The organism is Shewanella aestuarii, from assembly GCF_011765625.1.
Taxonomy (GTDB): Bacteria; Pseudomonadota; Gammaproteobacteria; order Enterobacterales; family Shewanellaceae; genus Shewanella; species Shewanella aestuarii_A.
This window is the reverse complement of record NZ_CP050313.1, coordinates 3,648,370-3,672,266: the sequence shown is the minus strand read 5'-3', so window position 1 is coordinate 3,672,266 and position 23,897 is coordinate 3,648,370. Positions and strand designations below refer to the sequence as shown.

General features: G+C 41.5%; 16 protein-coding genes and 4 tRNA genes. 9 read left to right on the top strand and 11 right to left on the bottom strand.

All coding sequences use genetic code 11. From position 1 onward, the window contains the following. From ilvA to HBH39_RS15945, 3 genes are all read left to right on the top strand, one after another. Complete coding sequence (ilvA, locus tag HBH39_RS15955) at positions 1-1,581, top strand: threonine ammonia-lyase, biosynthetic (RefSeq protein ID WP_167679650.1); 1,581 nt, start codon at positions 1-3, stop codon at positions 1,579-1,581. Between the two features lie 188 nt (positions 1,582-1,769). Next, entirely contained in the window at positions 1,770-2,906 is a 1,137-nt protein-coding gene (locus HBH39_RS15950; protein WP_167679649.1) for a pyridoxal-phosphate-dependent aminotransferase family protein, read from the top strand. A 120-nt stretch (positions 2,907-3,026) separates the two neighbouring features. Further along, a complete protein-coding gene (locus tag HBH39_RS15945; RefSeq protein ID WP_167679648.1) occupies positions 3,027-3,809 on the top strand; it encodes a substrate-binding periplasmic protein in 783 nt (260 codons plus the stop codon). A 55-nt stretch (positions 3,810-3,864) separates the two neighbouring features. On the opposite strand, the gene ubiK is transcribed toward HBH39_RS15945, so the two are convergent. Continuing rightward, positions 3,865-4,113, bottom strand: coding sequence for a ubiquinone biosynthesis accessory factor UbiK (gene ubiK, locus HBH39_RS15940; protein ID WP_167679647.1), 249 nt, complete (start codon positions 4,111-4,113; stop codon positions 3,865-3,867). 141 nt (positions 4,114-4,254) lie between these two features. On the opposite strand from ubiK, the gene rep reads away from it, so the two are divergent. Further along, complete coding sequence (gene rep, locus HBH39_RS15935) at positions 4,255-6,267, top strand: DNA helicase Rep (RefSeq protein ID WP_167679646.1); 2,013 nt, start codon at positions 4,255-4,257, stop codon at positions 6,265-6,267. Here the strand turns inward: rep and HBH39_RS15930 are convergent. Then, a complete protein-coding gene (locus HBH39_RS15930; RefSeq protein WP_167679645.1) occupies positions 6,257-8,863 on the bottom strand; it encodes a sensor domain-containing diguanylate cyclase in 2,607 nt (868 codons plus the stop codon). The genes rep and HBH39_RS15930 overlap by 11 nt on opposite strands. A gap of 221 nt (positions 8,864-9,084) precedes the next feature. On the opposite strand from HBH39_RS15930, the gene HBH39_RS15925 reads away from it, so the two are divergent. From HBH39_RS15925 to HBH39_RS15910, 4 genes are all read left to right on the top strand, one after another. Further along, positions 9,085-9,161, top strand: a tRNA-Arg gene (locus tag HBH39_RS15925). A 71-nt stretch (positions 9,162-9,232) separates the two neighbouring features. Beyond that, positions 9,233-9,308: transfer RNA gene (locus HBH39_RS15920), tRNA-His, on the top strand. A gap of 125 nt (positions 9,309-9,433) precedes the next feature. Beyond that, positions 9,434-9,510: transfer RNA gene (locus HBH39_RS15915), tRNA-Pro, on the top strand. A gap of 269 nt (positions 9,511-9,779) precedes the next feature. After that, positions 9,780-9,856: transfer RNA gene (locus HBH39_RS15910), tRNA-Pro, on the top strand. 346 nt (positions 9,857-10,202) lie between these two features. Here the strand turns inward: HBH39_RS15910 and HBH39_RS15905 are convergent. From HBH39_RS15905 to HBH39_RS15885, 5 genes are all read right to left on the bottom strand, one after another. Beyond that, positions 10,203-10,823 (bottom strand): acetate uptake transporter, encoded by a 621-nt coding sequence (locus HBH39_RS15905; protein WP_167679644.1) that lies wholly within the window; start codon positions 10,821-10,823, stop codon positions 10,203-10,205. 576 nt (positions 10,824-11,399) lie between these two features. Continuing rightward, positions 11,400-12,821: a 30S ribosomal protein S12 methylthiotransferase RimO gene (rimO, locus tag HBH39_RS15900; RefSeq protein WP_167679643.1), complete on the bottom strand. Its 1,422-nt coding sequence runs from the start codon at positions 12,819-12,821 to the stop codon at positions 11,400-11,402. Positions 12,822-12,985: 164 nt separating this feature from the next. Beyond that, a complete protein-coding gene (locus HBH39_RS15895) occupies positions 12,986-14,101 on the bottom strand; it encodes a PepSY-associated TM helix domain-containing protein (RefSeq protein WP_167679642.1) in 1,116 nt (371 codons plus the stop codon). Between the two features lie 119 nt (positions 14,102-14,220). After that, entirely contained in the window at positions 14,221-16,392 is a 2,172-nt protein-coding gene (locus HBH39_RS15890) for a TonB-dependent siderophore receptor (RefSeq protein WP_167679641.1), read from the bottom strand. Between the two features lie 324 nt (positions 16,393-16,716). Continuing rightward, positions 16,717-17,826 carry a phosphoribosylaminoimidazolesuccinocarboxamide synthase gene (locus tag HBH39_RS15885; protein ID WP_167679640.1) on the bottom strand — a complete coding sequence of 370 codons (1,110 nt, stop codon included), beginning with the start codon at positions 17,824-17,826 and terminating at the stop codon, positions 16,717-16,719. 202 nt (positions 17,827-18,028) lie between these two features. On the opposite strand from HBH39_RS15885, the gene HBH39_RS15880 reads away from it, so the two are divergent. After that, positions 18,029-18,991, top strand: a complete 963-nt coding sequence (locus HBH39_RS15880) for a DMT family transporter (protein WP_244325678.1) — start codon at positions 18,029-18,031, stop codon at positions 18,989-18,991. 80 nt (positions 18,992-19,071) lie between these two features. Here HBH39_RS15880 and HBH39_RS15875 read toward each other — a convergent pair whose 3' ends face one another. From HBH39_RS15875 to HBH39_RS15860, 4 genes are all read right to left on the bottom strand, one after another. Continuing rightward, the gene (locus tag HBH39_RS15875) at positions 19,072-19,641 is read right to left on the bottom strand and encodes a LemA family protein (RefSeq protein WP_167679639.1); all 570 of its coding nucleotides are present in this window, start codon (positions 19,639-19,641) and stop codon (positions 19,072-19,074) included. 8 nt (positions 19,642-19,649) lie between these two features. Beyond that, the gene (locus HBH39_RS15870) at positions 19,650-20,711 is read right to left on the bottom strand and encodes a DUF3137 domain-containing protein (RefSeq protein WP_167679638.1); all 1,062 of its coding nucleotides are present in this window, start codon (positions 20,709-20,711) and stop codon (positions 19,650-19,652) included. Positions 20,712-20,884: 173 nt separating this feature from the next. Further along, a complete protein-coding gene (locus tag HBH39_RS15865; RefSeq protein ID WP_167679637.1) occupies positions 20,885-22,684 on the bottom strand; it encodes a DEAD/DEAH box helicase in 1,800 nt (599 codons plus the stop codon). A 197-nt stretch (positions 22,685-22,881) separates the two neighbouring features. Then, positions 22,882-23,895, bottom strand: a complete 1,014-nt coding sequence (locus HBH39_RS15860; protein ID WP_244325677.1) for a M20/M25/M40 family metallo-hydrolase — start codon at positions 23,893-23,895, stop codon at positions 22,882-22,884. Positions 23,896-23,897 lie beyond the last annotated feature (2 nt).

Sequence of the window (23,897 nt, the reverse complement as noted above, 5' to 3'; positions counted from 1 at the left end):
ATGCAATCTGTGGCAACCGCAACACAACTGGAGTTATCGCCCATGCCCTTAGCTCAACAATATTTGCAGAAAATTTTGTTATCGTCAGTGTATGACGTTGCCAAGGTGACCCCGCTATCAAGCATGAAAAAACTATCAACTAGGTTTGGTTGTGATGTGTACTTAAAGCGGGAAGATATGCAGCCTGTACACTCGTTTAAATTACGTGGTGCCTATAACCGGATAGCACAACTTACCGCAGAACAAGCTGCTTGCGGCGTTGTGTGTGCCTCAGCGGGAAATCATGCTCAAGGGGTTGCAATGTCGGCAGCCAGTATTGGCATTAATGCGGTGATTGTAATGCCAACCACGACACCCGACATAAAAATTGATGCAGTAAAACGCTTAGGTGGCACAGTCGTGCTGCATGGGCAGGCTTTTGATCAAGCTAATGATTACGCCAAAGCGTTATCTGAAACCGAAGGTCGCGTGTATATTGCCCCTTTTGACGATGAAGCCGTGATCGCAGGTCAAGGCACTGTCGCTCAAGAAATGCTACAACAGCAACGTGATATTGATGTGGTATTTGTACCTGTGGGCGGTGGTGGCTTAATTGCGGGTATTGCGGCTTATTATAAGGCTGTGATGCCACGGGTTAAAATTATTGGCGTGGAACCCGAGGATGCAGCTTGTTTAAAAGCGGCCATGGATGCCGGTGAACCAGTCACACTGAGTCAGGTGGGGCTATTTGCCGATGGCGTTGCGGTTAAACGTATTGGAGAAGAGCCATTTAGAGTCGCTAAAGACTATGTTGACGATGTGATTACCGTTACTTCAGATGAAATTTGTGCAGCAGTCAAAGATATTTTTGAGGATACTCGCGCTATTGCAGAGCCTGCTGGGGCGTTATCTACTGCTGGGATGAAAAAGTACCTGCAACACTTAGTCAATGAGGCAGATAAACCATTGAAGGTCGCCTCAATTTTGTCGGGTGCGAATGTTAACTTTCATAGCTTGCGTTATGTGTCTGAACGTTGCGAATTGGGCGAGCAAAAAGAAGCGGTACTGGCTGTCAAAGTGCCTGAAAAACCAGGCAGCTTTTTACGCTTTTGTGAGCTGCTAGATAAACGCGCCATGACCGAGTTCAACTATCGCTTTAGTAGCCGTGATATGGCTGTGGTATTTGCGGGGATCAGGTTAAGTGGTGGTCAAGCCGAGTTAACGGATATTATTGCCAAGCTGACATTGGAAGGCTTTGACGTGCAAGATTTATCGAATGATGAAACGGCAAAGCTGCATGTGCGCTATATGGTGGGTGGCCATCCCCCAGAACCCCTTGAGGAACGCCTATTTAGTTTTGAATTTCCTGAACATCCAGGTGCACTACTAAAATTTTTAACCACCTTGCAAAGTAAATGGAATATTAGTTTATTTCATTACCGTAATCATGGCGCCGCTTATGGTCGTGTATTAGCGGGCTTTGAAGTACCGGCATCGGATGATCTGGCTTTTGCTCGATTTCTAACTGACTTAGGCTTTGTGTACCAAGAAGAAACCCAAAGTCTTGCTTACCAATTATTTTTAAATTCCAAAAGTAAATAATCCATAGTAACTGGCACCTTTATTGATGCCAGTATGCTATCTTGCAAGACCTGCTGGAAATGACATATCACAGCATATTAACTAAAACGAGAAGATACTCGTTGGTTTTAACATTTTATGTAGGGTAATTTTTTTCGACTAATACTGCTCAAATAATAGAGTAGTGGCACCTAGTTAAGGAGACCTTGATGTTGCCCGTAGCACAAATTTCTGCGTTTAATCCACCCCGTCGTATTTTAATGGGCCCAGGCCCTTCTGATGTTTATCCCGAAGTATTAGCCGCGCAAGCTCGGCCAACCATAGGCCATTTAGATCCATTGTTTGTCAGCATGATGGATGAGCTAAAGCAATTAATTCAATATGCGTTTCAAACTAAAAATGAAATGACGTTAGCCGTTTCAGCCCCTGGCAGTGCAGGCATGGAAACCTGTTTTGTCAACCTTGTCGAGCCTGGCGAAAAAGTCATCGTGTGCCGTAATGGTGTGTTTGGTGAACGTATGCGTCAAAATGTGGAGCGTGTCGGCGCGATTGCAGTGGTAGTTGATAATGAATGGGGTGAACCTGTTAGTGTGCCTGCCGTTGAAGCTGCACTGCAAGCAAACCCAGACGCCAAGTTTTTAGCTTTTGTTCATGCTGAAACCTCAACTGGCGCATTGTCAGATGCCAAAAGCTTATGTGCTCTAGCACAACAATATGGCTGTTTGAGCATAGTGGATGCGGTAACCTCACTAGGCGGTGTCGAGCTATTGGTTGATGAATGGGGAATTGATGCCATTTATTCTGGTAGCCAAAAGTGTCTATCTTGTGTACCTGGTTTGTCGCCAGTGTCTTTTTCAGCTAAAGCGGTGGAAAAATTAAAAAACCGCAAAACACCAGTACAAAGTTGGTTTTTAGATCAAACTTTAGTGATGGGCTATTGGGGCAATGCCAATGGCGGTAAGCGAAGTTATCATCATACTGCGCCTGTGAATGCCCTTTATGCCCTACATGAGTCATTACGATTACTGGCAAACGAAGGCCTAGAAAACGCATGGGCTCGTCATCAAGCGATGCATTTAAGTTTACGGGCAGGACTTGAACAGCTTGGACTTAAATTTGTGGTGGATGAGGCTTATCGTCTACCACAATTAAACGCAGTTTATATTCCGCAAGGCATTGATGATGCGGCTGTGCGTAAACAGTTGCTTGAAGTTTATAACCTTGAGATTGGTGCAGGTTTAGGGGCGTTGGCTGGCAAAGCTTGGCGTATCGGTTTGATGGGCTTTGGCGCACGAGCTGAAAATGTTGCTCTATGCTTAAAAGCATTAGAAAGTGCATTAAAATAAACTGTTATTTTTGATAAGCGCCTTGATGGCGCTTTTTTATTGTTTTTATTTTGCCAAGCGGTTTAAAAAAACGCTATGCTCAACAATTAACAAAACAATAACAATAATCAGAGCCAGTCAATGCGCAGTATTAGGTCTATCTTTGCTATTTTTGTCGGTTATATCAGTATATCTGTATATGCAGTGGCAAATAATGACAGTCAAAGCCATCACGCTTTACAACCGCAAACTGTTACTATTGCTTCAGCGATGTTTCGTCCACCATATATTTTACCGGATGAGCGCTCGGGTTATGAGTTAGATATCATTCGTGCTGCATTTGCTGATCAGCATATCAAAGTGTTGTTTCAATTCTCATCTCGTAATCGGCAAATGCTTCATTTTGAGCAAAAGAAAGTCGATGCCATCATGACGGTGAATAAGCATACTGGAGTGAGTGGTTTTTTATCTGATGAATATATTCAATATAAAAATGTGGCGATTAGTTTGGCCAAAAAAAATATTCAATTAACGGGTATCGCTGATCTGGCAAATTATAGCGTGGTGGCGTTTTTGAATGCGCGCAATGTATTAGGTCAGGTCTTTCATGATATGGCTGAACAAAATCGAGCATATCTCGAGGTATCACCGCAAATAAAGCAAAACAAAATGTTGTATTTGAATCGGGTAGATGTGGTGATTGCTGATGGGTATGTGTTTCAAGAGCTTAATCAGCAAATTAGAAGGGATGTGGATATTTCACAACCTTTGCACTTTCATAGGCTGTTTGATGGTCCAAATTATTCGATGAGTTTTCATGACCCAGAATTAAGGGATAGTTTTAATTTGGGGCTAGCCAATATTCGCGCTAATGGGCAATACCAGCAAATCAAATTACATTATTTACAAGATTACCAACATTAAAAAAGCCTCCAACGAGGCTTTTTAATGTATTGTTTAGGCTGAGTTTAAGCTGAGTCTAATCAGCTAAACGCTTTTCTAATTCAGCGACTTGTGCTTGCAATGCTTCTAATTTTTCTCGGGTTTTTAACAGCACATGCTGTTGAACTTCAAACTCTTCTCTTGATACGACGTCTAGCTTCATCAATTGGCTTTGTAAAACTTGCTTACTGCGCTCTTCAAACTCAGCGGCAAATTGTTTTACGCCAGTCGGTAAGTTCTCACTAAGTTGTTTAGCGAGTTCTTCAATTTTTTTGGGATTGATCATGCTTTATATTCCTTCACCGATATTGCTGCCATTGTAGCTTAGCTAGCTAAGAACACCAAAACTTGCTAGGTAAAATGTTAACTCGTGGGCGATATCTGCTATGATCTGCCCTCGATTATTCTTCTAAGGAACCCAATATTAATGAAACTCAATCCCGGACAAAACGATGCGGTGCATTATGTATCAGGTCCTTGCCTTGTGCTTGCTGGTGCAGGCAGTGGTAAAACACGGGTTATCATTAATAAAATTGCTTACTTAGTCGAAAAGTGTGGTTATCAAGCGCGTAATATTGCCGCGGTGACTTTTACCAATAAAGCTGCTCGCGAGATGAAAGAGCGTGTTGCTCAATCAATGGGGCGTAAAGAAGCCCGAGGTCTGTGGATTTCAACTTTCCATACACTCGGGTTAGAAATCATCAAGCGTGAACATAAAGTGGTTGGTTTAAAAGCCGGTTTTTCATTGTTTGATGACCAAGATACCTTCGCATTATTAAAAGAGCTCACCGAGAATGAGCTGGACGAAGACAAGGATTTAATCAAAGCGCTGGCAAGCGCCATTTCCAATTGGAAAGGCGATTTAGTCGTGCCTGAACAAGCGATTAAGCGCGGTGGTGATGAGCGCACTCAGTTATTTGCTAAGTTGTATCAGCGCTATGCCCAGCATATGAAATCCTATAACGCGCTTGATTTTGACGATTTAATCCTCTTGCCGACCTTGTTACTACGACACAATGAGGAAGTGCGTACTCGCTGGCAAACACGGATTCAATACTTGCTGGTGGACGAGTATCAAGACACCAATACTAGTCAATATGAACTGGTGAAACTACTGGTTGGCGAGCGAGCCAGATTTACCGTTGTTGGTGATGATGATCAGTCTATTTATTCTTGGCGTGGCGCTAAACCGCAAAACTTAGTATTACTGGGAACCGACTTTCCTAAATTGCGATTGATTAAGCTTGAGCAAAATTACCGTTCTAGCCAGCGTATTTTACGGGCAGCAAACATATTGATTGCCAATAATCCCCATGTTTACGAAAAATCCTTATTCAGTGAATTGGCTTATGGTGAGCCATTAAGAGTCTTGTTTGCGGCTAACGAAGAGCAAGAGGCCGAACGCGTCGTGGCTGAAATTATTCGGCATAAGTTTGTTGGACGCACGCAATTTGGCGATTATGCCATTTTATATCGTGGCAACCATCAGTCGCGATTGTTAGAGCGTGCGCTAATGACCAACCGTATTCCATATAAGCTCAGTGGAGGCACTTCGTTTTTTGCCCGAGCAGAAATTAAAGACATCATGGCGTACCTCAGGCTTGTGGTAAATCCAGATGATGATAATGCATTCTTACGTGTGGTGAATTTGCCTAAACGCGGTATTGGTCCTGCCACACTTGAGCGCTTGGGTAACTATGCCAACCAAAAACATATTTCGCTATTTGAAGCCATTTTTGACGCTGAGCTTAATCACCATCTTGCTCCAGCGGCCATGGCGTCCTTGTATCAATTTGGAAAATTTATTGTCGATACTGGTGAAATAGCCAAGCGTGGAGAGTCTGTTGATGCCATTAAGCAGCTGATCCGCAGTATTAATTACGAAGATTATTTGTACGAAACCAGCACCAGTGCAAAAGCCGCTGAAATGCGGATGAAAAATATTTCTGAACTTTATCGCTGGGTGACAGAAATGCTTGAAGGTGATGAACTTGATGAACCTATGACCTTACCTGAAGTGGTCACTCGGTTAACTTTGCGTGACATGATGGAGCGTAATCAAGAAGACGAAGGTGGCGATCAAGTGCAGTTAATGACACTCCATGCCTCAAAAGGCTTAGAGTATCCTTATGTGTTTATGGTGGGCGTTGAAGAGCGTATTTTGCCGCATCAGTCCAGTATTGATGAAGACAACGTTGATGAAGAGCGCCGGTTAGCCTATGTGGGAATTACTCGGGCACAAAAAGAGTTGTGGTTTACCCTGTGTAGAGAACGGCGTCAGTTTGGTGAAACCATGCGCTGCGAACCGAGCCGTTTTTTAATGGAATTACCCCAAGATGACTTAATTTGGGAAAATCGCAAGCCCAAACAAACCGAACAGCAAAGAGTAGAAACCGGTAAAGCCAATATTGCTAATTTACGGGATATGTTTAAGAAATAAGTTTGCAAGGCTCAGCAAGTGCTAGCGCCCGACCTTGGCCTAAACGGTAACCGAGTTGCTTAAATTGATGTACTTGTTGTTGGGTGTCGATTGCCGTTGCAATAATTTTTATATTTAATGCGCTTGCTGCGAGTTGATATGCTTTTACTAACTTTAACTGTTGCATATTGATTAGGTGTTTGCTGATCTCTGGGGCAAGCTTAAGCATAGTAATAGGCAGAAAGCTTAAGCTACTGAGTGAGCTGTAACCTGTTCCATAATTATCAATACCAATATTCACACCAAGTTGATGAATAATTTCAAAGGCGTTGATATGGTTTTCAGTATTTTTTACAAATGATTTTTCATCAAAAAATATAGTCAATTTAGTTAAATTGATTGCGCTAGATTTTAAGGTGTTTTTCAGTCCTCTAATGGCATATTTATGTTTAACATGTTGACTTGAAATAACCATGTGCAACTCAGTTTTTTCACCGTATTGCGCTTTTAGTGCTGCGTAATCTTGATTGAGTTTTTGGAAAATATAATCATCTAATATCACTGCTAGCTGCGAATTGAATGCCAGTTGACATAATTGATGATGATTTTTGATACCGTGAACGTTATGAGTCCAACGGGTTTGCGGTTCGATTGCAATAATGTTTTTTTGGTCAATATCGTAAACAGGGCTATATTCCACTGTGATTTGACCTTGTTCTATCGCGGCTTTAAACTGCTCAATTAAATCATTTTGCTGTTCATTCTGCTGGCTTAGCTGGCTATCAAATATGACGTAACAGCCTTTACCATTAGATTTTGCTTGATACATTGCGCGATCAGCATCGCGTAACAGTGATTCGGTGGTATCTAGCGCATTATTGTTCGAGAAGACAATACCGATACTCGCACCCGAGATAAATTTTTGTTTAGCGAGCAAATAAGGTTGTGAAATTTGATGCAAAATACGCTCGCTAACTTCTATTGCATCTTGCGAGCCGTGAATAGAGTCTAATAACACCACAAACTCATCACCGCCCATGCGCGCAAGCGTGTCGTTGTCCCTAATACAAGATTTTAAGCGATGCGCTGTTTCGATTAAAAAGCGATCGCCTTCTAAATGACCAAAGGTATCATTAATCGCTTTAAAGCGGTCTAAATCTATAAACAATAAGGCGAATTGTTCTTTGTTATGACGTCTTATATGCTTGATAGCTTGTGATAATCGTTCAATTAAATAACTGCGATTAGGTAAACCTGTTAAACCGTCATGTTGCGCATCATGTAACAGTTGCGCTTCCATTTTTCGGCGTTGATTAATTTCGACTTGTAGGTCGGTATTTACCTTGGCCAATGCCTTTGTTCTTTGTTGAACTTTCTCTTCTAAAAGCTCATAGCTGTGCTTCAAAGATTCAACAGCTTGCTTCCGCTCCATTGCATTAGCGATGTGCTGTGATACAAATGTGAGTAGCTCTACGTCTTTTGTTTGGTAGGTTTGATCTGAATCTAAACTATAAATAGTTAATGCGCCTACCACTTTGCCATGGATTCGAAGTGGGATACCAATCCATTGTTGCATATAATGGGTTCTATTAAGCTCAGGTGATTTTGCATAAATCACGCCTTGCTCAATCATTAAGCGAATATCTGTTGCAGTAAATAAACAAGGTTTTTTCACCTGTAAAATGTATTCGGTTAACCCATCTTGCATTGGTCGTTTGGATGGATATTTAGAATCCATCTGAGAAACATAAAAAGGGAATGACAGCATGTTGTCATCGACTAATGAGATAAAGCAATTTTTAGCAGGTAATAGCTGACTTATAATCTGATGAATGCGTGTATAAAAGTCTTGATGAGGAACATTTGACGCTGATAAATCGGCAATTTCGAATAATGATTTTTGCAGTTTTTCAGCTTTTACACGTTCGGTTACCTCTAACTTTAAACTGTTATAAGCCTGGCTTAGTTCTTTTGTGCGTTCTTGAATGGCTTGTTCTAGTTGTTCATGGTGCAGTAAACGCTCCATGACCCCTGAAATGTGATGACTAATAAACCCCATTAACTCTAGTTCAAGATCACCGTAGGTAATAAGTTCATTATAACTTTGAACAACCAGTACCCCATGCACTAAACCGTTATTTTTGATCGGTACACCAAGCCATTGATGACAAGGTGATCCCATACCTTGAATTTCGCCCATTTCAATTAAGTGATCAAATCCTGCGTTATCGCAGAGTAGAGGCTCTCCTTGCCTTAATACATAGCCGGTAATGCCACGCTTTAAAATGGCGGAAATTTCTTCATCAGGGTAAAGTTCACAGGGATGAGGATCTTTTTCATCAGCAAAAAAGGGTAAACTAATTAAACCCGTTTTTGGGTTAAGCGATGCAATAAAAAAATTGTCTGCAGGAACAAGTTTTTGTAAGTGTTGATGCACACCAGCATAAAAATCATCTAAAGAGGCGGCTTTGGTGGCAATGTTGGATATACCCAAAAGTGCATGTTGAATGATTTCAGAGCGTTTATATTTTGCAGCTAAGCGTTTTAAGCGAGCGACCTTGCGTTGTAGTAGATCAATATCGCCGGCTGTTTTTTGGCAAATAATATCCTTATTCATTTAAATTGCCACGCTACCCTATAAATGTTAAATAAAATCAAAAAAATAGTAAAACATATTTTTAACACAGATATTAGTGTGATCCAAGTAATATTCTTGGCCGTAGAAACACTTACAAAGGTCCAGATTAGTCAAAACTTAAGCACTCAGTTAAAAAAAGTAAATCAGAGCTAGACGTAGAGCTAAATTATCCCTACTATATGCGTCGCTAACCAAGGCGAGCGCCCATAGCTCAGCTGGATAGAGCGTACCCCTCCGGAGGGTAAGGCCGAAGGTTCGAATCCTTCTGGGCGCACCATTCGGTAATATGCTTTATAATTAGCATAACCGAAGAGGTTTTGCTTTAGGTTAGTAAGATTGAAATCAGTGGTGATTGTAGCTCAGTTGGTAGAGTCCCGGATTGTGATTCCGGTTGTCGTGGGTTCGAGCCCCATCAGTCACCCCATTCAATTTGTTGTTTTATTTATATCTCGGTGATTAGCGCAGCCCGGTAGCGCATCACGGCTCTTTGTAAGAGCGGAGCAGAGGGTTTACCCTCATAATATTTGCTCAAATACTTGGACAATTTCTCGGTGATTAGCGCAGCCCGGTAGCGCATCTGCTTTGGGAGCAGAGGGTCAGAGGTTCGAATCCTCTATCACCGACCACCTTCACGTTTTTGGTAACGACTTTAGCTTTTCGGCTAGATAAATATCAGACTTGTTAGCAAGTAAAATATCGGTGATTAGCGCAGCCAGGTAGCGCATCACGGCTCTTTGTAAGAGCGGAGCAGAGGGTTTACCCTCATAATATTTGCTCAAATACTTGGACAATTTCTCGGTGATTAGCGCAGCCCGGTAGCGCATCACGGCTCTTTGTAAGAGCGGAGCAGAGGGTTTACCCTCGTAATATTTGCTCAAATACTTGGACAATTTCTCGGTGATTAGCGCAGCCCGGTAGCGCATCTGCTTTGGGAGCAGAGGGTCAGAGGTTCGAATCCTCTATCACCGACCACATTACATAGAAATCCCTATCAGCTTGCTGGTAGGGATTTTTTTATGTCTGAATTAATTTGAAATGCTATAAAATCAAGTAGTAAAACCATTGCTTATGGACGTTCAGGTTTATCTAATGGGGACTTGGAAAGCGGATTTTTGCTCATTTTGTCATGACAGCATTAGTGAGTAATCTGTTAGATTCATTACTTTAGTTAACTGTGATGCAACTTGTGTTGTCTTGTTTGTATCGGTAGAGGACAGAACGTTGCAACATATAATAATAAAGCACTGGACGTTTTCACGTGCAGTGCTTTGTTAATTGCGCCTAATTCGATGTAGACGCAATAACTATTAACTAATGATTAAGCTGCTTTTAACTGACTCGCTTGCACATCATCATTTACCGCATCTGCGATTACTTTGTTTAATTCGCCAATAGGTAAAATAGTACGGCCGTATTCGGCATTTAAAACCTGTGCCATAGCAAAGTAAATTGCGCTTGCGCCACAGAAAATACCTTCGATACCTGCAATTGTGCCAATCAATTCTGAGCCAGTAAAATCGCGCGCTGCAAGCAAGAAAAATAATATCGTTAATGACCCAAATACAATTTGTTTTGCACGCGGGTAGCGTAAAGAGCCAACAAACATAAAGGCGGTAAAGACGCCCCATAAACCAAGATACCATCCCATAAAGCTTGCTGGGCTTGCTTGTGAAATACCCATTTGAGGCATAATCATTAAGCCAACTAATGTTAACCAGAAAAGACCGTATGAGGTAAATGCTGTGGTACCAAAAGTGTCACCACATTTGAAGCACATCATGCCTACAATCACTTGGCCAATACCACCATAAAAGATACCCATTGCTAAGATCATCGCGTCAATTGGGAAAAATCCAGCGTTGTGGATGTTGAGTAAAATGGTAGTCATACCAAATCCCATTAAACCTAATGGTGCTGGATTGGCAAATTGTGTCGACATGGAAGCTCCTAAGAGATGTGTAATGCTTTGCTAATCATATTTAGCAAAACATAGGAAGTTGTAAAAATTCGAGCGCATTCTATGTGAGGAAGTTGAGTCAGGCAAATTATGCCTTATCCAAGGTAGACGTAGTTGATATGATTGCTTTAAAGTGGATAGACATTGTTGATTGTGATATTAATAATTAATAATCAATATTATCAATTGCTTGTTGCTTATTTGCTTGGCTGTTTCTGATGGTGAGTCGACCTACTTTGTGTAAGCATGGTTGACTTTGTTACGACAATCTTGAATTGAGACCTTGATCACGAGTTGCTGCTTAGTGTGACTATTGCAGCAAAAACTGCCGTTTTATGACTTTTATAGCCGCAGTTTACAAACCATAACTTGCTGTTTTTTTGGTCAGGATCACAGTCTAAAATAATAGTTAGTTAAAGATGATTTTATTTTTCATCGAGCCTTTTATGTAAAAAGTTTGTTGTTATTTTAGGGGTGTTTGTTATGGCTGCTGAGTGGGTTCACCACGCCAGAAGTATAAGAGCTGCTTTATACATCAAGCGTGGCATAGTTAAAGGATTAATCTTCGACGCGAACACCCCATACATCATGCTCGTCAGCATGAATGATTTGCACCCAAATTTGATCACCTGGCTTCACATCAAATTCATCCGTTAGGTAAACTTTGCCATCCACTTCTGGCGCATCCATGTATGAACGTCCAATGGCGCCTTCAGTATTAACTTCGTCAATTAGAACTAAGTACTCTTGCCCAATACGCGCTTGCAGCTTTTCGGCACTAATTTTGGCTTGAACAGCCATAAAGCGTTGTAACCTGTCTTCCATCACTTCTTCAGGAACATGATCTGGCAATTCGTTTGCTTTAGCACCTTCTACTGGCGAGTACTTAAAGCAGCCTACTCTGTCTAATTGTGCTTGCTCTAAAAACTCGAGTAACTCTTGAAACTCTTCTTCTGTTTCACCAGGAAAGCCAACAATAAAGGTTGAGCGAATCACTAGTTCTGGACAGATTTCACGCCATTTTTTAATCCGCTCTAATACTCTATCTGAGCTGCCTGGGCGCTTCATTAACTTCAGAATACGTTTATTGGCATGTTGGAATGGAATATCGAGGTAAGGGAGTATTTTACCTTCTGCCATTAACGGAATAATATCGTCTACATGAGGATAGGGATAAACATAGTGTAAGCGTACCCAAACGCCTTGCTTAGCCAATTGCTCGCACAGTTGTTGCATATGAGTTTTAACTGGCATGCCATCCCAAAATGCAGTTTTATGTTTTACATCAACGCCATATGCTGAGGTATCTTGTGAAATGACCAATAGTTCTTTCACTCCAGCATTGGCCAAGCGTTGTGCTTCGCCCAATACATCACCAATAGGGCGGGAGTCCAAATCACCTCGCATTGAGGGGATAATGCAGAAGGTGCAGCGATGATTACAGCCTTCAGATATTTTCAAATAGGCATAATGCTTGGGGGTTAGCTTAATGCCATGATCAGGCACTAAATCAATTAAAGGATTATGTTGTGGCTTTGCAATATGTTGATGAACTTGTTTGAGTACCTCATCATATGCGTGAGGCCCTGTTACACCCAAAACGTTCGGGTGTAATTCAATAATTTCATCTTTTTTAGCCCCTAAACATCCGGTCACTAATACCTTGCCGTTAGCGGCTAACGCTTCACCAATGGTGTCGAGAGATTCTTGAACCGCGGCATCTATAAAGCCGCAAGTATTAACAATGACCATATCTGCATCTTCATAGGTTGAGACAACATCATAACCTTCGGTGCGTAATTGGGTCAGAATACGTTCAGAGTCAACAAGGTTTTTGGGGCAACCGAGGCTAACAAAGCCTATCTTTGCAGCGCTAGCTGAAATAGGTTGTTCATTAGTGTTAATGGCTTGCTCTGCTATGACCTTTTTTGGGGTATTAAGAGTGGTGGTTTGTTTGGGGTCATAGTGGTTAACAGTCATGTTGCCTCTTTATGAATTGACAAGTCGAAATGAATAAATAATGGTCAAGTTTAAGAGGCGAGATTATACATAAGTATTTAAGGGAATACAGCTAGGCACAAGGGAAGAAATAATAAGATTATCCTGACCTGCAAGCTGTTTATTCCGTTGCAGGGCAAGGTTATTTATTGAGTGACTTGACTTAAGCCCTGACGGTTTTGCTTTGCTTGTTGTTGTGTTTTTCGACGTTGCAAGTACAAATACAGCCCCGTAAATGCAAGGAAGACAGGCATTAAGCCTAGAATACACCAAATAATACGCGTAAATAAGCCGCCAAAATAGCCGAAGTGAAGCTTGCGGAAGCTATCAAGAAATACCAATAAGAAACCAGCTTCTCGAATATCTTGTTTTGAAATTAATTCACCTGTTGATTTATCAAAACTCACAATACTGCTGTATTCACTATTGAGAGGGTTTGCTGTTTCAACTGAGCCGTAAAACGTAATATCTCTATCTGGTTCGTGTGGCATGGCTAAATAACCGGCTTGAAAGGAGGCTATTTCTTTAGTTGACTGTCGTCTGAGAGCTTCAAATGAAATATCAGGACTATGCAATGGTGCGGTTATATAAAGGTGTTTACCATCTCCGTGCTCAGTCACTTCATGGATGATACCGCTGATATTCCAATAAGCGCCGGTAAAGGCCAGAATAATTAATATAGGCGAGCTGATAATACCAATCATTTTGTGAATGTCGCTGTATAGAATGCGCTTTACCGCATTAAGACGCAGAGTAAACAGCTTGGCCCAAAATCGGCGATAAATGATGATGCCGCTAATACCTAAAAATAGCATGATGAGTGCCATAACAAAGGCGACAGAAGCCCCTTTTACGTGCAGTAAAAATGAATAGTGCAGTTCTAATAACCAGTCGGTTATATAGTGATCCATTGGTTGTGGTGTTGACAGTAATTTATTTTGGTATTGGTTAACGTAGACCTTATACCAGTCTTCTGTTCCACGCTTGATTAGGTATGCAGCATCAGAACGAGATTTATCATCAAATAATTCCCAACCACCTAGTTCATAGTCTGGGTTATTGCCAAGTACTGAGGTCATTAGTGTATCTAAAGACTGCCTATTGCTCGATTCCGACTCATTGACAGACATGTGAGTAGGACGAAGTAAGGTGTCTATTTCTACTTTAAAAACCAATATACTGCCTGTTATAGACATGATCAGAATCGGTAGCATGGCGATTAATGCACCATATGAGTGCCATTTAAAAAGGGTCTTTCTCATGTTGTCCTTCAATACATCACATTTGGTTAATATATTTGGGCACTGTTCAGGAAACCCCAAACAGTGGCTTATTATGGGTAAATGGACTATTATCGGTCACCGTTTCCAAGTCATATTCGTTACAGTTTCCAGCTGATAGTTGCGCTATAGTTAGCTGGTGCACCATAAAATCCCTGAGCCCAATAAAGACTGGTTAGATATTTTTCATCGGTGACGTTATTGGCATTAACGGCAATGTTTAAGTTGTCAGTAATGTCATATTTAGCCATTAAGTCCACAATGGAGTAGGCTTTTTGTTCAGTAATAATTTCTTCACCTGCATTTTCAAATCCATCTCCGACAACACCTTGTGAGCGATAAATGTCATCTTGCCAACGCATGTTTATCCCCAGTGACAAGCCGTCTATAAAAGCAACATCATAGGTTGCCGCTAACTTAAACATTTTACTGGGTGTATAAGCTGCTACATTGTCGTCACCTTTAATATCAAAGTCGGTGTAGCCAATGCTGGCATTTAGACCAGGATAAATTTCTCCGGCAATATCAATCTCAAAACCACGACTACTAATGCCATCGGCACCAATGTAACGTTGTTCAGTTGGTGGAAGGTCAATGGTGCGTGGGTCAAGTGTGGCTAAGTTAGTTTGCTGAATATCGAAGTAGGCTAACGTTGTGATGAGGTTGCCATTAAACAATTCGCTTTTTAAACCAATTTCTTGGCTTTCACCTGTGACGGGGGCAAGGGTATTGTCGTTAACGTCTAGTTCACGTTGTGCAGTAAATGTTTCGGTGTAGCTTGCATAGGCTAACAGCTCTGGAATAAAGCGATAAGTTAAGCCTAAATAAGGAATAAATTGCGCATCTTCAACATCTTGAATATTACCATATGATTCGCCTTCTGCTTTCCAGTCGTTGTATCGCCCGCCAGCAATTAAGTGAAAGTCTTCAAGTAGATTGAACCTGCCGGTAAAGTAAGCGGCTTTTTGAGTTGCGCTAACATCGCTGCCGCGTAAACCATCAGCAAAGGTGGGTTTAGGGGTATTGCCATCCCAAGTATTTAAGTCAGGCATTGCTGGAAAACCATTGCCAGTGGTGTAGTCGTAAAGTGAGCTGTCCGTGTAATCTAATTTTGCATAATTGACGCCAAATACAAGCTGATGTTCGCGGCCAAATAAGCTGAAGTCGCCGTCAATATATAAGTCTGCTAAGTTGTGTTTATCGTCTAGGTCGTACTCACTGCCATAACCGGTTAAACCTAGTTCAGTGTTTTTGTCTGGGGTTCCATATACATAAAACAGCTCGGTATCTTCGTCTGTAGTTTTATATGAGTAGGTTGCACGTAATCGCCAGTTATCAGAAAAATAATGGCTAAGCTCAAGTACGGTATTTTGCTTTTCTACTTGCCAATTTGACCAATCAGCAGAGGTGTTGGTTGAACGATCATAATGGGTGGCACTGCCATCGGTATAAAATAAAGGGAGTGCGCCCCAGTTGTTGCCATTGGCATCATTGTCAATATAACTGTGGCTTAATGATAGATTGGTGTCATCACTAATCTTTGCTTCAATAAAGGCATACAGCACAGTTTTATCAGTTTGGTAGCGGTCTAAATATGAGTCTTTGGTTTGTTTTACTGCAACCACTCTAGCGGCGAAAGTATCATTCAAGTTACCACTTGCATCGGCTTTAAGGCGCAAGTTGTCCCAGCTACCGTAACTTGCAGATAAATTAACTTGGTTGTCTGCCGTTGGGCGTTTACGGATGAAGTTAACGGTAGCAGAAGGGTTACCCACACCTGTCATTAAACCGTTGGCGCCACGGATAACCTCTACACGATCATAAATAGCGGTATCTTCATCTGCATGATTGTTGCCAGAGGTAAGCGGCAGGCCGACACCGTCAATTTGAAAGTTGGTTACATCAAAACCACGTGCGGTGTAGTAGGTGCGGTCGGTTTCAATTCTTTCTACGTTAATACCTGTTGCGGTATCTAAAGCTGAATTAATATCATTTAATTGGAAGTCACGTATTTGTGCTCCGGTAATGACAGATACTGATTGCGGAATGTCACTAATCGCTAAGTCTAATCGTGAAGCTCCACTTGCTGAATGGGCATTGTAACCCTTAATATAACGACCTTTTACTTCGATAACTTCCAGTGGTTGTTGACTGGCACTTTCCTGTGCACTTGGTGAAGCTTCTTGAGGTTCTGATACTTGAGTGTTGTCGTTAGCGTTGGCTAACGTACTGAATATATAAAGTAGAGATAAATATACCGGACTGAATTTCATATTTTTCATCTTAGGTTGTAACCATTAGGGCGTTATGTTGAGTACCCTTGTAAAGGTTGTAAGTCTTTTGTGTGAAAAATAGTACATGAAATCGTGCCAGATTCAAATGATAATCATTATCATTTACATTCGTGGGAGTTTGTAAAGGCTGGTGGCGAAATGGCTTATTTAAATCAGTTCTGTGATTGGTTTTATTAGGGCTTTAGTTGGTGGATGGAAGTAAACGTTGCATAAAAAAACACCGGCTTGAATATTGCCGGTGTTAAGTATGAGGGATGTTGATTTGCGAATGGTGGGCTATTTCTAAGTTAGTCTTAACCTGTGTTAAGAATAATCAATCAAGTTATACTGAGCGCGTAATACTTCAATAATATCCGCTTTGGGGTTACTAGAAAGCTCAATTTTACTGCCGGTGACTTTTTCTGCTACGCCGGTATATGTTTCAGACACCATCATCATGGCTGATAAGGGTAAATCGTTATCACGAGCCAAAACTTCACGTTCTGGCATTCTGTCTTTGTTCAGTAAAATGTCTGCATCGTCAAAGTGATTTAACAGGAATTGACGGAAGCCTTCTTTAGAGTTTTCAACAATTTTACCGTCACGATAAGCTGGGCCATCCCATATACGTGATGAATCAGGGGTGCCAACTTCATCCATGTAGATTAATTTTGAGTTACCGTTTTTGTCTGTCACGTAGCCGAACTCAAATTTAGTATCAACAAACACTTGATCGAGTTTAGCTAACGCATCAGAGATCACTCCAAAGCCTTGCTTTAAAAGCTTTTCGTATAGATCAATATCTTCAGGCTTTTCAAAACCGAATGCAGCGTAGTTCGCTTCAATATCGCTGCGACTTATATTGACGTCGTCTTGAGCTGGTACACCAGGAATACCCGTTAAAATGCCTTTTGTTGATGGCGTGATTAACAATTCAGGTAGTTTTTGATCTTTGGTTAAGCCTTCGGGTAAGGTTATGCCGCAAAATACACGCTCACCTTTCGCATAAGCGCGCCACATGGAACCAGTAATGTATTGGCGGCAAATTGCTTCAACCTTAATTGGGCGCGCTTTTTGGACAATCCATACAAATGGGTGTGGAATATCAAGAATATGGCTATCTGCTAAACCATTTTCAGCAAATAGTTTAAACCAGTGGTTTGAAATGGCGTTCAGTGCTGCGCCTTTACCTGGAATACCTTGTAAATTACCTTCTCCATGAAAAATACAGTCAAAGGCTGAAATTCGATCGCTAATAACCATAATGGCTAATGGGGTATCTTCTGGGACATCGTAGCCTTTATCACGGATTAAGCGGCGACTGTCGGCATCGGTTAACCAATAGACACTGCGTACTTTTCCGCTGTGTACCGGTTTGTCGGTGCGAATGGGTAAATCGTTGTTAACGGCGAGTACAGAATCAGCAAGACTCATGACGAGTATTCCTCAGATTTGAGTGTAGGGGGTATTTTTATGGAGGCTATTTTACCTGTATTCCTCAGTTTTGCCACGTAAAAAGGCATCGTATAAATAGGCTTTTTTTATAGGAGAACAATCGCAAGGGACGCCAGATTTGTAGCTGACTTTATGCAGAAATTAAGGCAGTATTCATGCTTTAAATTTACTGGTTACTATTGTGGGCCAACCTCAAGCTGAAAACACAGCCAAACTTGGGCTGATTTTTGTATCAATCGCGGTATTTTTTTGGGGGATTTTACCTATCGCCCTAAAGCTATCTGGACAATTTATTGATGCTATTACCTTAACTTGGTTTCGGTTTTTAATGGCGTTTGTCGTCACATTACTTATTCAATGGCGTTTTGGTAATTTACGCCAATTTACTGCGCTCTCTAAAAGTCAGTGGCTAAAGCTCTGCTTGGCTGGCATTTTGTTGATGTTTAACTATGTGTCATTTGTATACTCGCTTGACTATTTAGCTCCGGGTGCCGCGCAATTAAATTTTCAAACTTCGCCGTTTTTTTTAGCATTTGGTGGGGTGTTATTTTTTAAAGAGAAAATCAGTGCGGTGCAGTTGAGCTGTTTTGCCACCTTAGCACTGGGCATGTTGTTATTTTTTCATCCTCATTTGAGTTTTACTGACACTGATAATCATCAGGTCATGATTGGCGTGATGATAGTGCAGTTTTCGGTAATGTCGTGGACGAGTTATGCTTTGTTGCAAAAGTCATTAGCTAGTCAGTTATCCCCGAGTAATATTTTGCTCTTTATCTATTTTCTGGGAATTGGCGTGATGGCTCCGTTTAGTAGTTTTGGTCATTTCAATCAAATGAACACTGAACAGTGGGGCGTTGCTATATTTTGTGGCGCCAACACTTTGATTGCTTATGGATGCTTTGCTCAAGCCATGAAATATTGGCCTACAGCACAGGTCAGTGCCATGATTGCCTTGACACCAGTATTGAGCTTTAGCGCCACGGCTCTTGTTGTTAGTTTTGGCTGGTGGGTCGATGTGTTTAGCGCTGATAATATTGATGCTTTATCGTTATTAGGCATAGTGTTGATTATTGCATCAGTATTTGCCGTGCAAATTTGGCCGTTGATGGTCAAACGTCAGCATGTTAAAGCAGGTATTCAGTAGCTTTGTGACCGTCTGTGTTGTGATGCCGCTTACCAGAGTGGAAAAGGTTTTATCTGGTAAGCTTGGCAAAACATTAGCGGTTAAAACTTAGGTTTATATTCAAAAGCGGCTTGGGCTTTGCTGTCGCTAAATATCTCTATAGTCTGTTTTTTATTAAAAAATCCATTAACGATATTATTGGGAAACGACTGAATGCAAGCGTTAAAGTTAGCCACATTTTGGTTAAAAATACGCACTGCAGCACCGACGTTGTCTTCTTGTTCAGTAATCTCATACATAAATTTAGCGAATGAGTCAGAGGCTTTTAGCTCGGGGTAAGCTTCGACAGCAACATGGATGCCTTTGATAAGTTCTTGTGATGTTTGATCAACATGATTTTGTAACTTGGTATCAATGTTATTGTTTTGGAGGGCATTGATACCTTGGCGCAGAGCAGTAATTTTTGGCAATAACTCTTTTTCATAATCTTGGTGTTGTTGCAGTACTCGCTCAAGCTCAGGAATAATGCGACTACGCTGCCTTTCTTGAGTAATCACATCAGCCCAGCCTCGTTGCACAGCGTTGTGTTCTTTCACAATGATATTGTAGATACTGAACACGGCTATCGCGAGCACAACTAAGATAGCCATCATAATCAAAAATGCATTCATAATTTTCCTTATTTTAAAGGGCTGGCACTGTGTTTGATAATTTGGTTAACAAAGCCAAATATACTATTTACTGTGGACAATGATGTCTCATTTAGCAATTCTTGTTTAAATTTTTCTGGTTGGCTAATGTCATAATCCATTGCTGGTTCGAGCAAATTGGTATGCTTTTGATTGATCAATAAGCTGCCATCGTAAGCAAATTCAATGGTTAAATCATTTAGTTCATTGGCTAATTGCTCACAGGCGATGACCACCACGGGTTCTAAAAATTTTGCGGCATTAAATTCTGATTCAGCTTGTACCCGAAACCTTTTTTCAAACTCTCTGGAAGCGGGCATGAAGTTTTGCTGCCACTTTTTTGTTAGCCGAGATTGGCTAATAACTAAATGGCTGGTGTTATTGATTATGGGGAAAATAACCCCTTGACGATAATAGTGATCATACACGGTTCTGGTGCGCGTTCTGGTGCCACCTTTGCCATCTGACACTTGATAAGTTTCTGTTCTTTTGTCGACATAATGATGGTAAACCACACTGGCACGTATTAGGCCGAGGTCAGAGTGAAAATCAATTTCTTTACCCCACTCTAGGCGTTGTGAGTAGTTACCACGCTGAAAATCAACAAATTTATGCGTCATGGCATTTAAATAGTTGGCATCGCAATCGGTCATATTATAAAGATGCTTTAAGGTTTCATCTCGCAATAAGTTAGATAGTTTACTCAAGCTATTTTTACGGCGAATCAGCTTAAAAATTGCAATGATGACGCCAATAGCGCATAAGCCAAAAACGAACAGATCAGTACCAGTAAAAGCGCCTTGTTTACTTTGTCCTGCAAGGTAAAGCCAATAACCTATGCCGGTTAATAACGATATCAATCCACCAAGGTACAAGCGATTGTTATTAAATTTAAGCTGATGAGGATAAGCAATGGCTTGGTTTAAACAGTCTTTAACCACATCGATAGACTCTGAATGTGACACACTGACCGTTAGTTTTTTAATAAACTTTGCTAGAGCTTGGTTGTTGATGGATTTACCGTTCATTTTTGTCGATGGTGTTGCTGACATGGTAAATCCTTGTGTTTATTCATAAGGATATATTACAAGTAGAATCGTATCTGTAAAGTGGTGGGCGTTTAACTTTGAGTTGTTGTGGATTGAATTAGGGGGGGGCTTTAAGCAATGCTGGTTATAAAAAATGGAGCTCAAAGGCTCCATTTTTTATTCAGACAACTGAATGATTAGCTATTATCACGTGGCTTGCGTGGACGACGGTCGCCAGAGGGACGGTCACCGCGTGGGCGATCGCTACGTGGGCGACGTGGCGCACCACGGCCTGAATCAACAAAAGTTTCATCACCGGCTTCGCGAATGTTTAATGGGCGACCACAAACACGCACTTTACGTAAGTGAGTTAATACTTCTTTTGGCATGCCATCTGGTAAGTCAACGGTTGTCACTTGATCGTATAACTGAATTTGACCAATATAACGACTGTCGATGTTAGCTTCGTTAGCAATCGCACCAACAATGTTACCTACACCAACGCCATTTTCACGACCTACATCGATAACATAACGGTTCATTTTAACATCTGGATTGTCTTTAAGGCCTTCAGGCGAGCCAAAGCTTGTTGGCGATGAAGGACGACTTCCACGCTCACGACGACCACCACGATCTTCACGAGGAGCACGTTCATCACGTGAGTCACGTTGACGCTCTTGGATAGGCGGCAATTGAAGAGGACGTTCTTGCTGAACTTGTTGAAGTAGTGCAGCAGCTAATAAGTCTGTATCAACTTCAAGTTGAGAACATAACTCTGCAACCGCATTTTTCATGAAATCTAAGTCACCATTTAAGGTTTCTTGAATTTGCTCACCTAAACGCGATAAACGACGCTCTGCAACCGTTTCTGGGCTAGGGATCTTCATTGGCGAAATGCGGCTGTTAGTTGCTCGTTCGATAGTGCGTAGCATACGCATTTCACGATGAGTAACAAAAAGAATCGCCATACCTGTACGACCAGCACGGCCAGTACGACCAATACGGTGAACATAAGCTTCAGAATCGTATGGAATATCGTAGTTGACAACGTGACCAATACGCTCAACGTCAAGACCACGAGCCGCAACGTCAGTTGCAATTAGAATGTCTAATTTGCCACGTTTTAGCTGCTCAACAGCACGTTCACGCGCTTGTTGGTTCATATCACCGTGAAGTGGTGAAGAGGCATAACCGCGAGCTTCAAGTTTTTCAGCCAATTCAACACAGCTATTACGTGTACGGACGAAAATGATAATACCTTCAGTATTTTCAACTTCTAAAACACGTACCAATGCTTCTAGTTTATTGTGTTGCGATACTTGAACAAAACACTGCTCGATTGACTCAACCGTAGTGTGGCTAGCGGCAATGCTAATATTAACTGGATTGTTTAAATGCTTGTTAGCAACACGCTTAATTTGCTCAGGCATAGTTGCTGAGAACAACGCAAGTTGGCTATTAGCTGGCTTATGCTCTAATACCCATTCGATATCATCGATAAAGCCCATTTTTAACATTTCATCAGCTTCATCAAGTACCAATGCTTTTAACGCATCTAACTTTAATGTGCCACGACGCATGTGATCCATTACGCGACCAGGGGTACCCACAATGACTTGTGGACCACGTTTAAGGGCGCTTAATTGTTGATGCATGCTTTGACCACCATAAATAGGTAGTACGTGGAAGCCTTTCATGTGTTTTGCATAACTACCAAACGCTTCAGCAACCTGAACGGCTAGCTCGCGTGTTGGCGCTAATACTAAAATTTGTGGTGCATTTAGACGGATGTCTACTTTGTTTAGTAGAGGCAGTGCAAATGCGCCTGTTTTACCAGTACCGGTTTGCGCTTGGCCTATAATATCTTTACCTTCCATAAGAGGGTCGATACTAGCCGATTGGATTGGTGTTGGTTTTTCGTAACCTAGCTCATCAAGAGCACGCAACAAATTCTCAGACAGGCCGAGTTCGCGGAAAGTTCTTTCATTGGATGACATTGGGTGTAGCCTTGTGGATGTGCACGAAATTCGGATGTTCGCGCTATGTTTCACAGACAGAAAATCAACCCCGTGTCGATTTCCCGCGCCGATAAGGGGCGATATTATAGCAAGGATTTACCAATTTGACTAATAAAATATCTATTCAATTTTAAAATTGGCCTGATTCTTGATTTTTCGCACCTATCACATCGTTTTTAATCAGTTGCAATTAAGCTATTTTGCTGACTGATAAAACTGTAGGCCATTTCAGTAACACTTGCCAAAAAATTCAAATCCAGCGTGTCTATCGTATCGTCAGTTGTATGGTATTGCGAGTGAGGCGGGACACCAAAATATATCCAAGCAATACCGGCTTTATGGAACGGGTAATGGTCAGAGGCTTTTAACCAGTTCATACGCTGGATGCCAGAGCCTGCAAGTTTTGCATAGCTTAAGCGAATGCATAAACTATGTTTTTGGCTTAATTGATCTTTTATTTGTGCAAAATGGACAAAATTTTGCTCTCCCTCAATATAAATCGCTCGCGGCCGAGAAGGGTGGCCAATCATATCAAGATTCATCGCAAGTTCTATTTGCATATTTTTAGTTTCCGTTAGTTGTTTGACTAACGCGTAACTGCCATATAATCCTTGCTCTTCCGCATCGGTGGCGACCAGCATTAAATTAACATCTTTTGGTCGGTGTAAATGCCAGTGTTTAGCAATGGCCAATAAGCCTGCCACCCCTGAGGCATTGTCATCTGCGCCATGAAACACCTTGCTGCCTTGTTGGCCTAAATGATCATAATGTGCGGTGATCACCCGCCATTTATTGCTGCTGATTTTGCTTGGTATTATGCCAATAACATTGATTCCTTGCCGAGATGAAAATTGGTAGTCGTATTCAAATGGCACTCTATAATCTTGCCCCCAAGGTACTAAGCCAATTTCTGCAAAGCGTTGGCTAATATAGCTTTGGCTAAGCAGTGAACCTTGTGTATTGGTTTTACGCCCAGCAAATTCAACGGAGGATAGCACTGTTATATCTTGGGTCATTTCCTCAATATTGGCCCATTGTGGGGCAAGGGGGAGGTTGCAGGACATTGAGGTATTGCTACACGCCGTTAATGATAACAAGGTGCACGTTAATAAACTGATGATTGATGTTTTAATTGCGGGGCTGTTGCTGGAACTATTTAATAGAGAACCCAAGTTGAACATCAATGCCATCT

Excerpts from the sequence above, each read along its gene's own strand:
- HBH39_RS15885 (WP_167679640.1), bottom strand. The coding sequence starts at position 17,826 with ATGAGTCTTGCTGATTCTGTACTCGCCGTTAACAACGATTTACCCATT.
- rep (WP_167679646.1), top strand. The coding sequence starts at position 4,255 with ATGAAACTCAATCCCGGACAAAACGATGCGGTGCATTATGTATCAGGT.
- HBH39_RS15945 (WP_167679648.1), top strand. The coding sequence starts at position 3,027 with ATGCGCAGTATTAGGTCTATCTTTGCTATTTTTGTCGGTTATATCAGT.
- rimO (WP_167679643.1), bottom strand. The coding sequence starts at position 12,821 with ATGACTGTTAACCACTATGACCCCAAACAAACCACCACTCTTAATACC.
- HBH39_RS15865 (WP_167679637.1), bottom strand. The coding sequence starts at position 22,684 with ATGTCATCCAATGAAAGAACTTTCCGCGAACTCGGCCTGTCTGAGAAT.
- HBH39_RS15875 (WP_167679639.1), bottom strand. The coding sequence starts at position 19,641 with ATGAATGCATTTTTGATTATGATGGCTATCTTAGTTGTGCTCGCGATA.
- HBH39_RS15895 (WP_167679642.1), bottom strand. The coding sequence starts at position 14,101 with ATGAGAAAGACCCTTTTTAAATGGCACTCATATGGTGCATTAATCGCC.
- HBH39_RS15930 (WP_167679645.1), bottom strand. The coding sequence starts at position 8,863 with ATGAATAAGGATATTATTTGCCAAAAAACAGCCGGCGATATTGATCTA.
- HBH39_RS15890 (WP_167679641.1), bottom strand. The coding sequence starts at position 16,392 with ATGAAATTCAGTCCGGTATATTTATCTCTACTTTATATATTCAGTACG.
- HBH39_RS15870 (WP_167679638.1), bottom strand. The coding sequence starts at position 20,711 with ATGTCAGCAACACCATCGACAAAAATGAACGGTAAATCCATCAACAAC.
- HBH39_RS15860 (WP_244325677.1), bottom strand. The coding sequence starts at position 23,895 with ATGGCATTGATGTTCAACTTGGGTTCTCTATTAAATAGTTCCAGCAAC.
- HBH39_RS15950 (WP_167679649.1), top strand. The coding sequence starts at position 1,770 with ATGTTGCCCGTAGCACAAATTTCTGCGTTTAATCCACCCCGTCGTATT.
- ilvA (WP_167679650.1), top strand. The coding sequence starts at position 1 with ATGCAATCTGTGGCAACCGCAACACAACTGGAGTTATCGCCCATGCCC.
- ubiK (WP_167679647.1), bottom strand. The coding sequence starts at position 4,113 with ATGATCAATCCCAAAAAAATTGAAGAACTCGCTAAACAACTTAGTGAG.
- HBH39_RS15905 (WP_167679644.1), bottom strand. The coding sequence starts at position 10,823 with ATGTCGACACAATTTGCCAATCCAGCACCATTAGGTTTAATGGGATTT.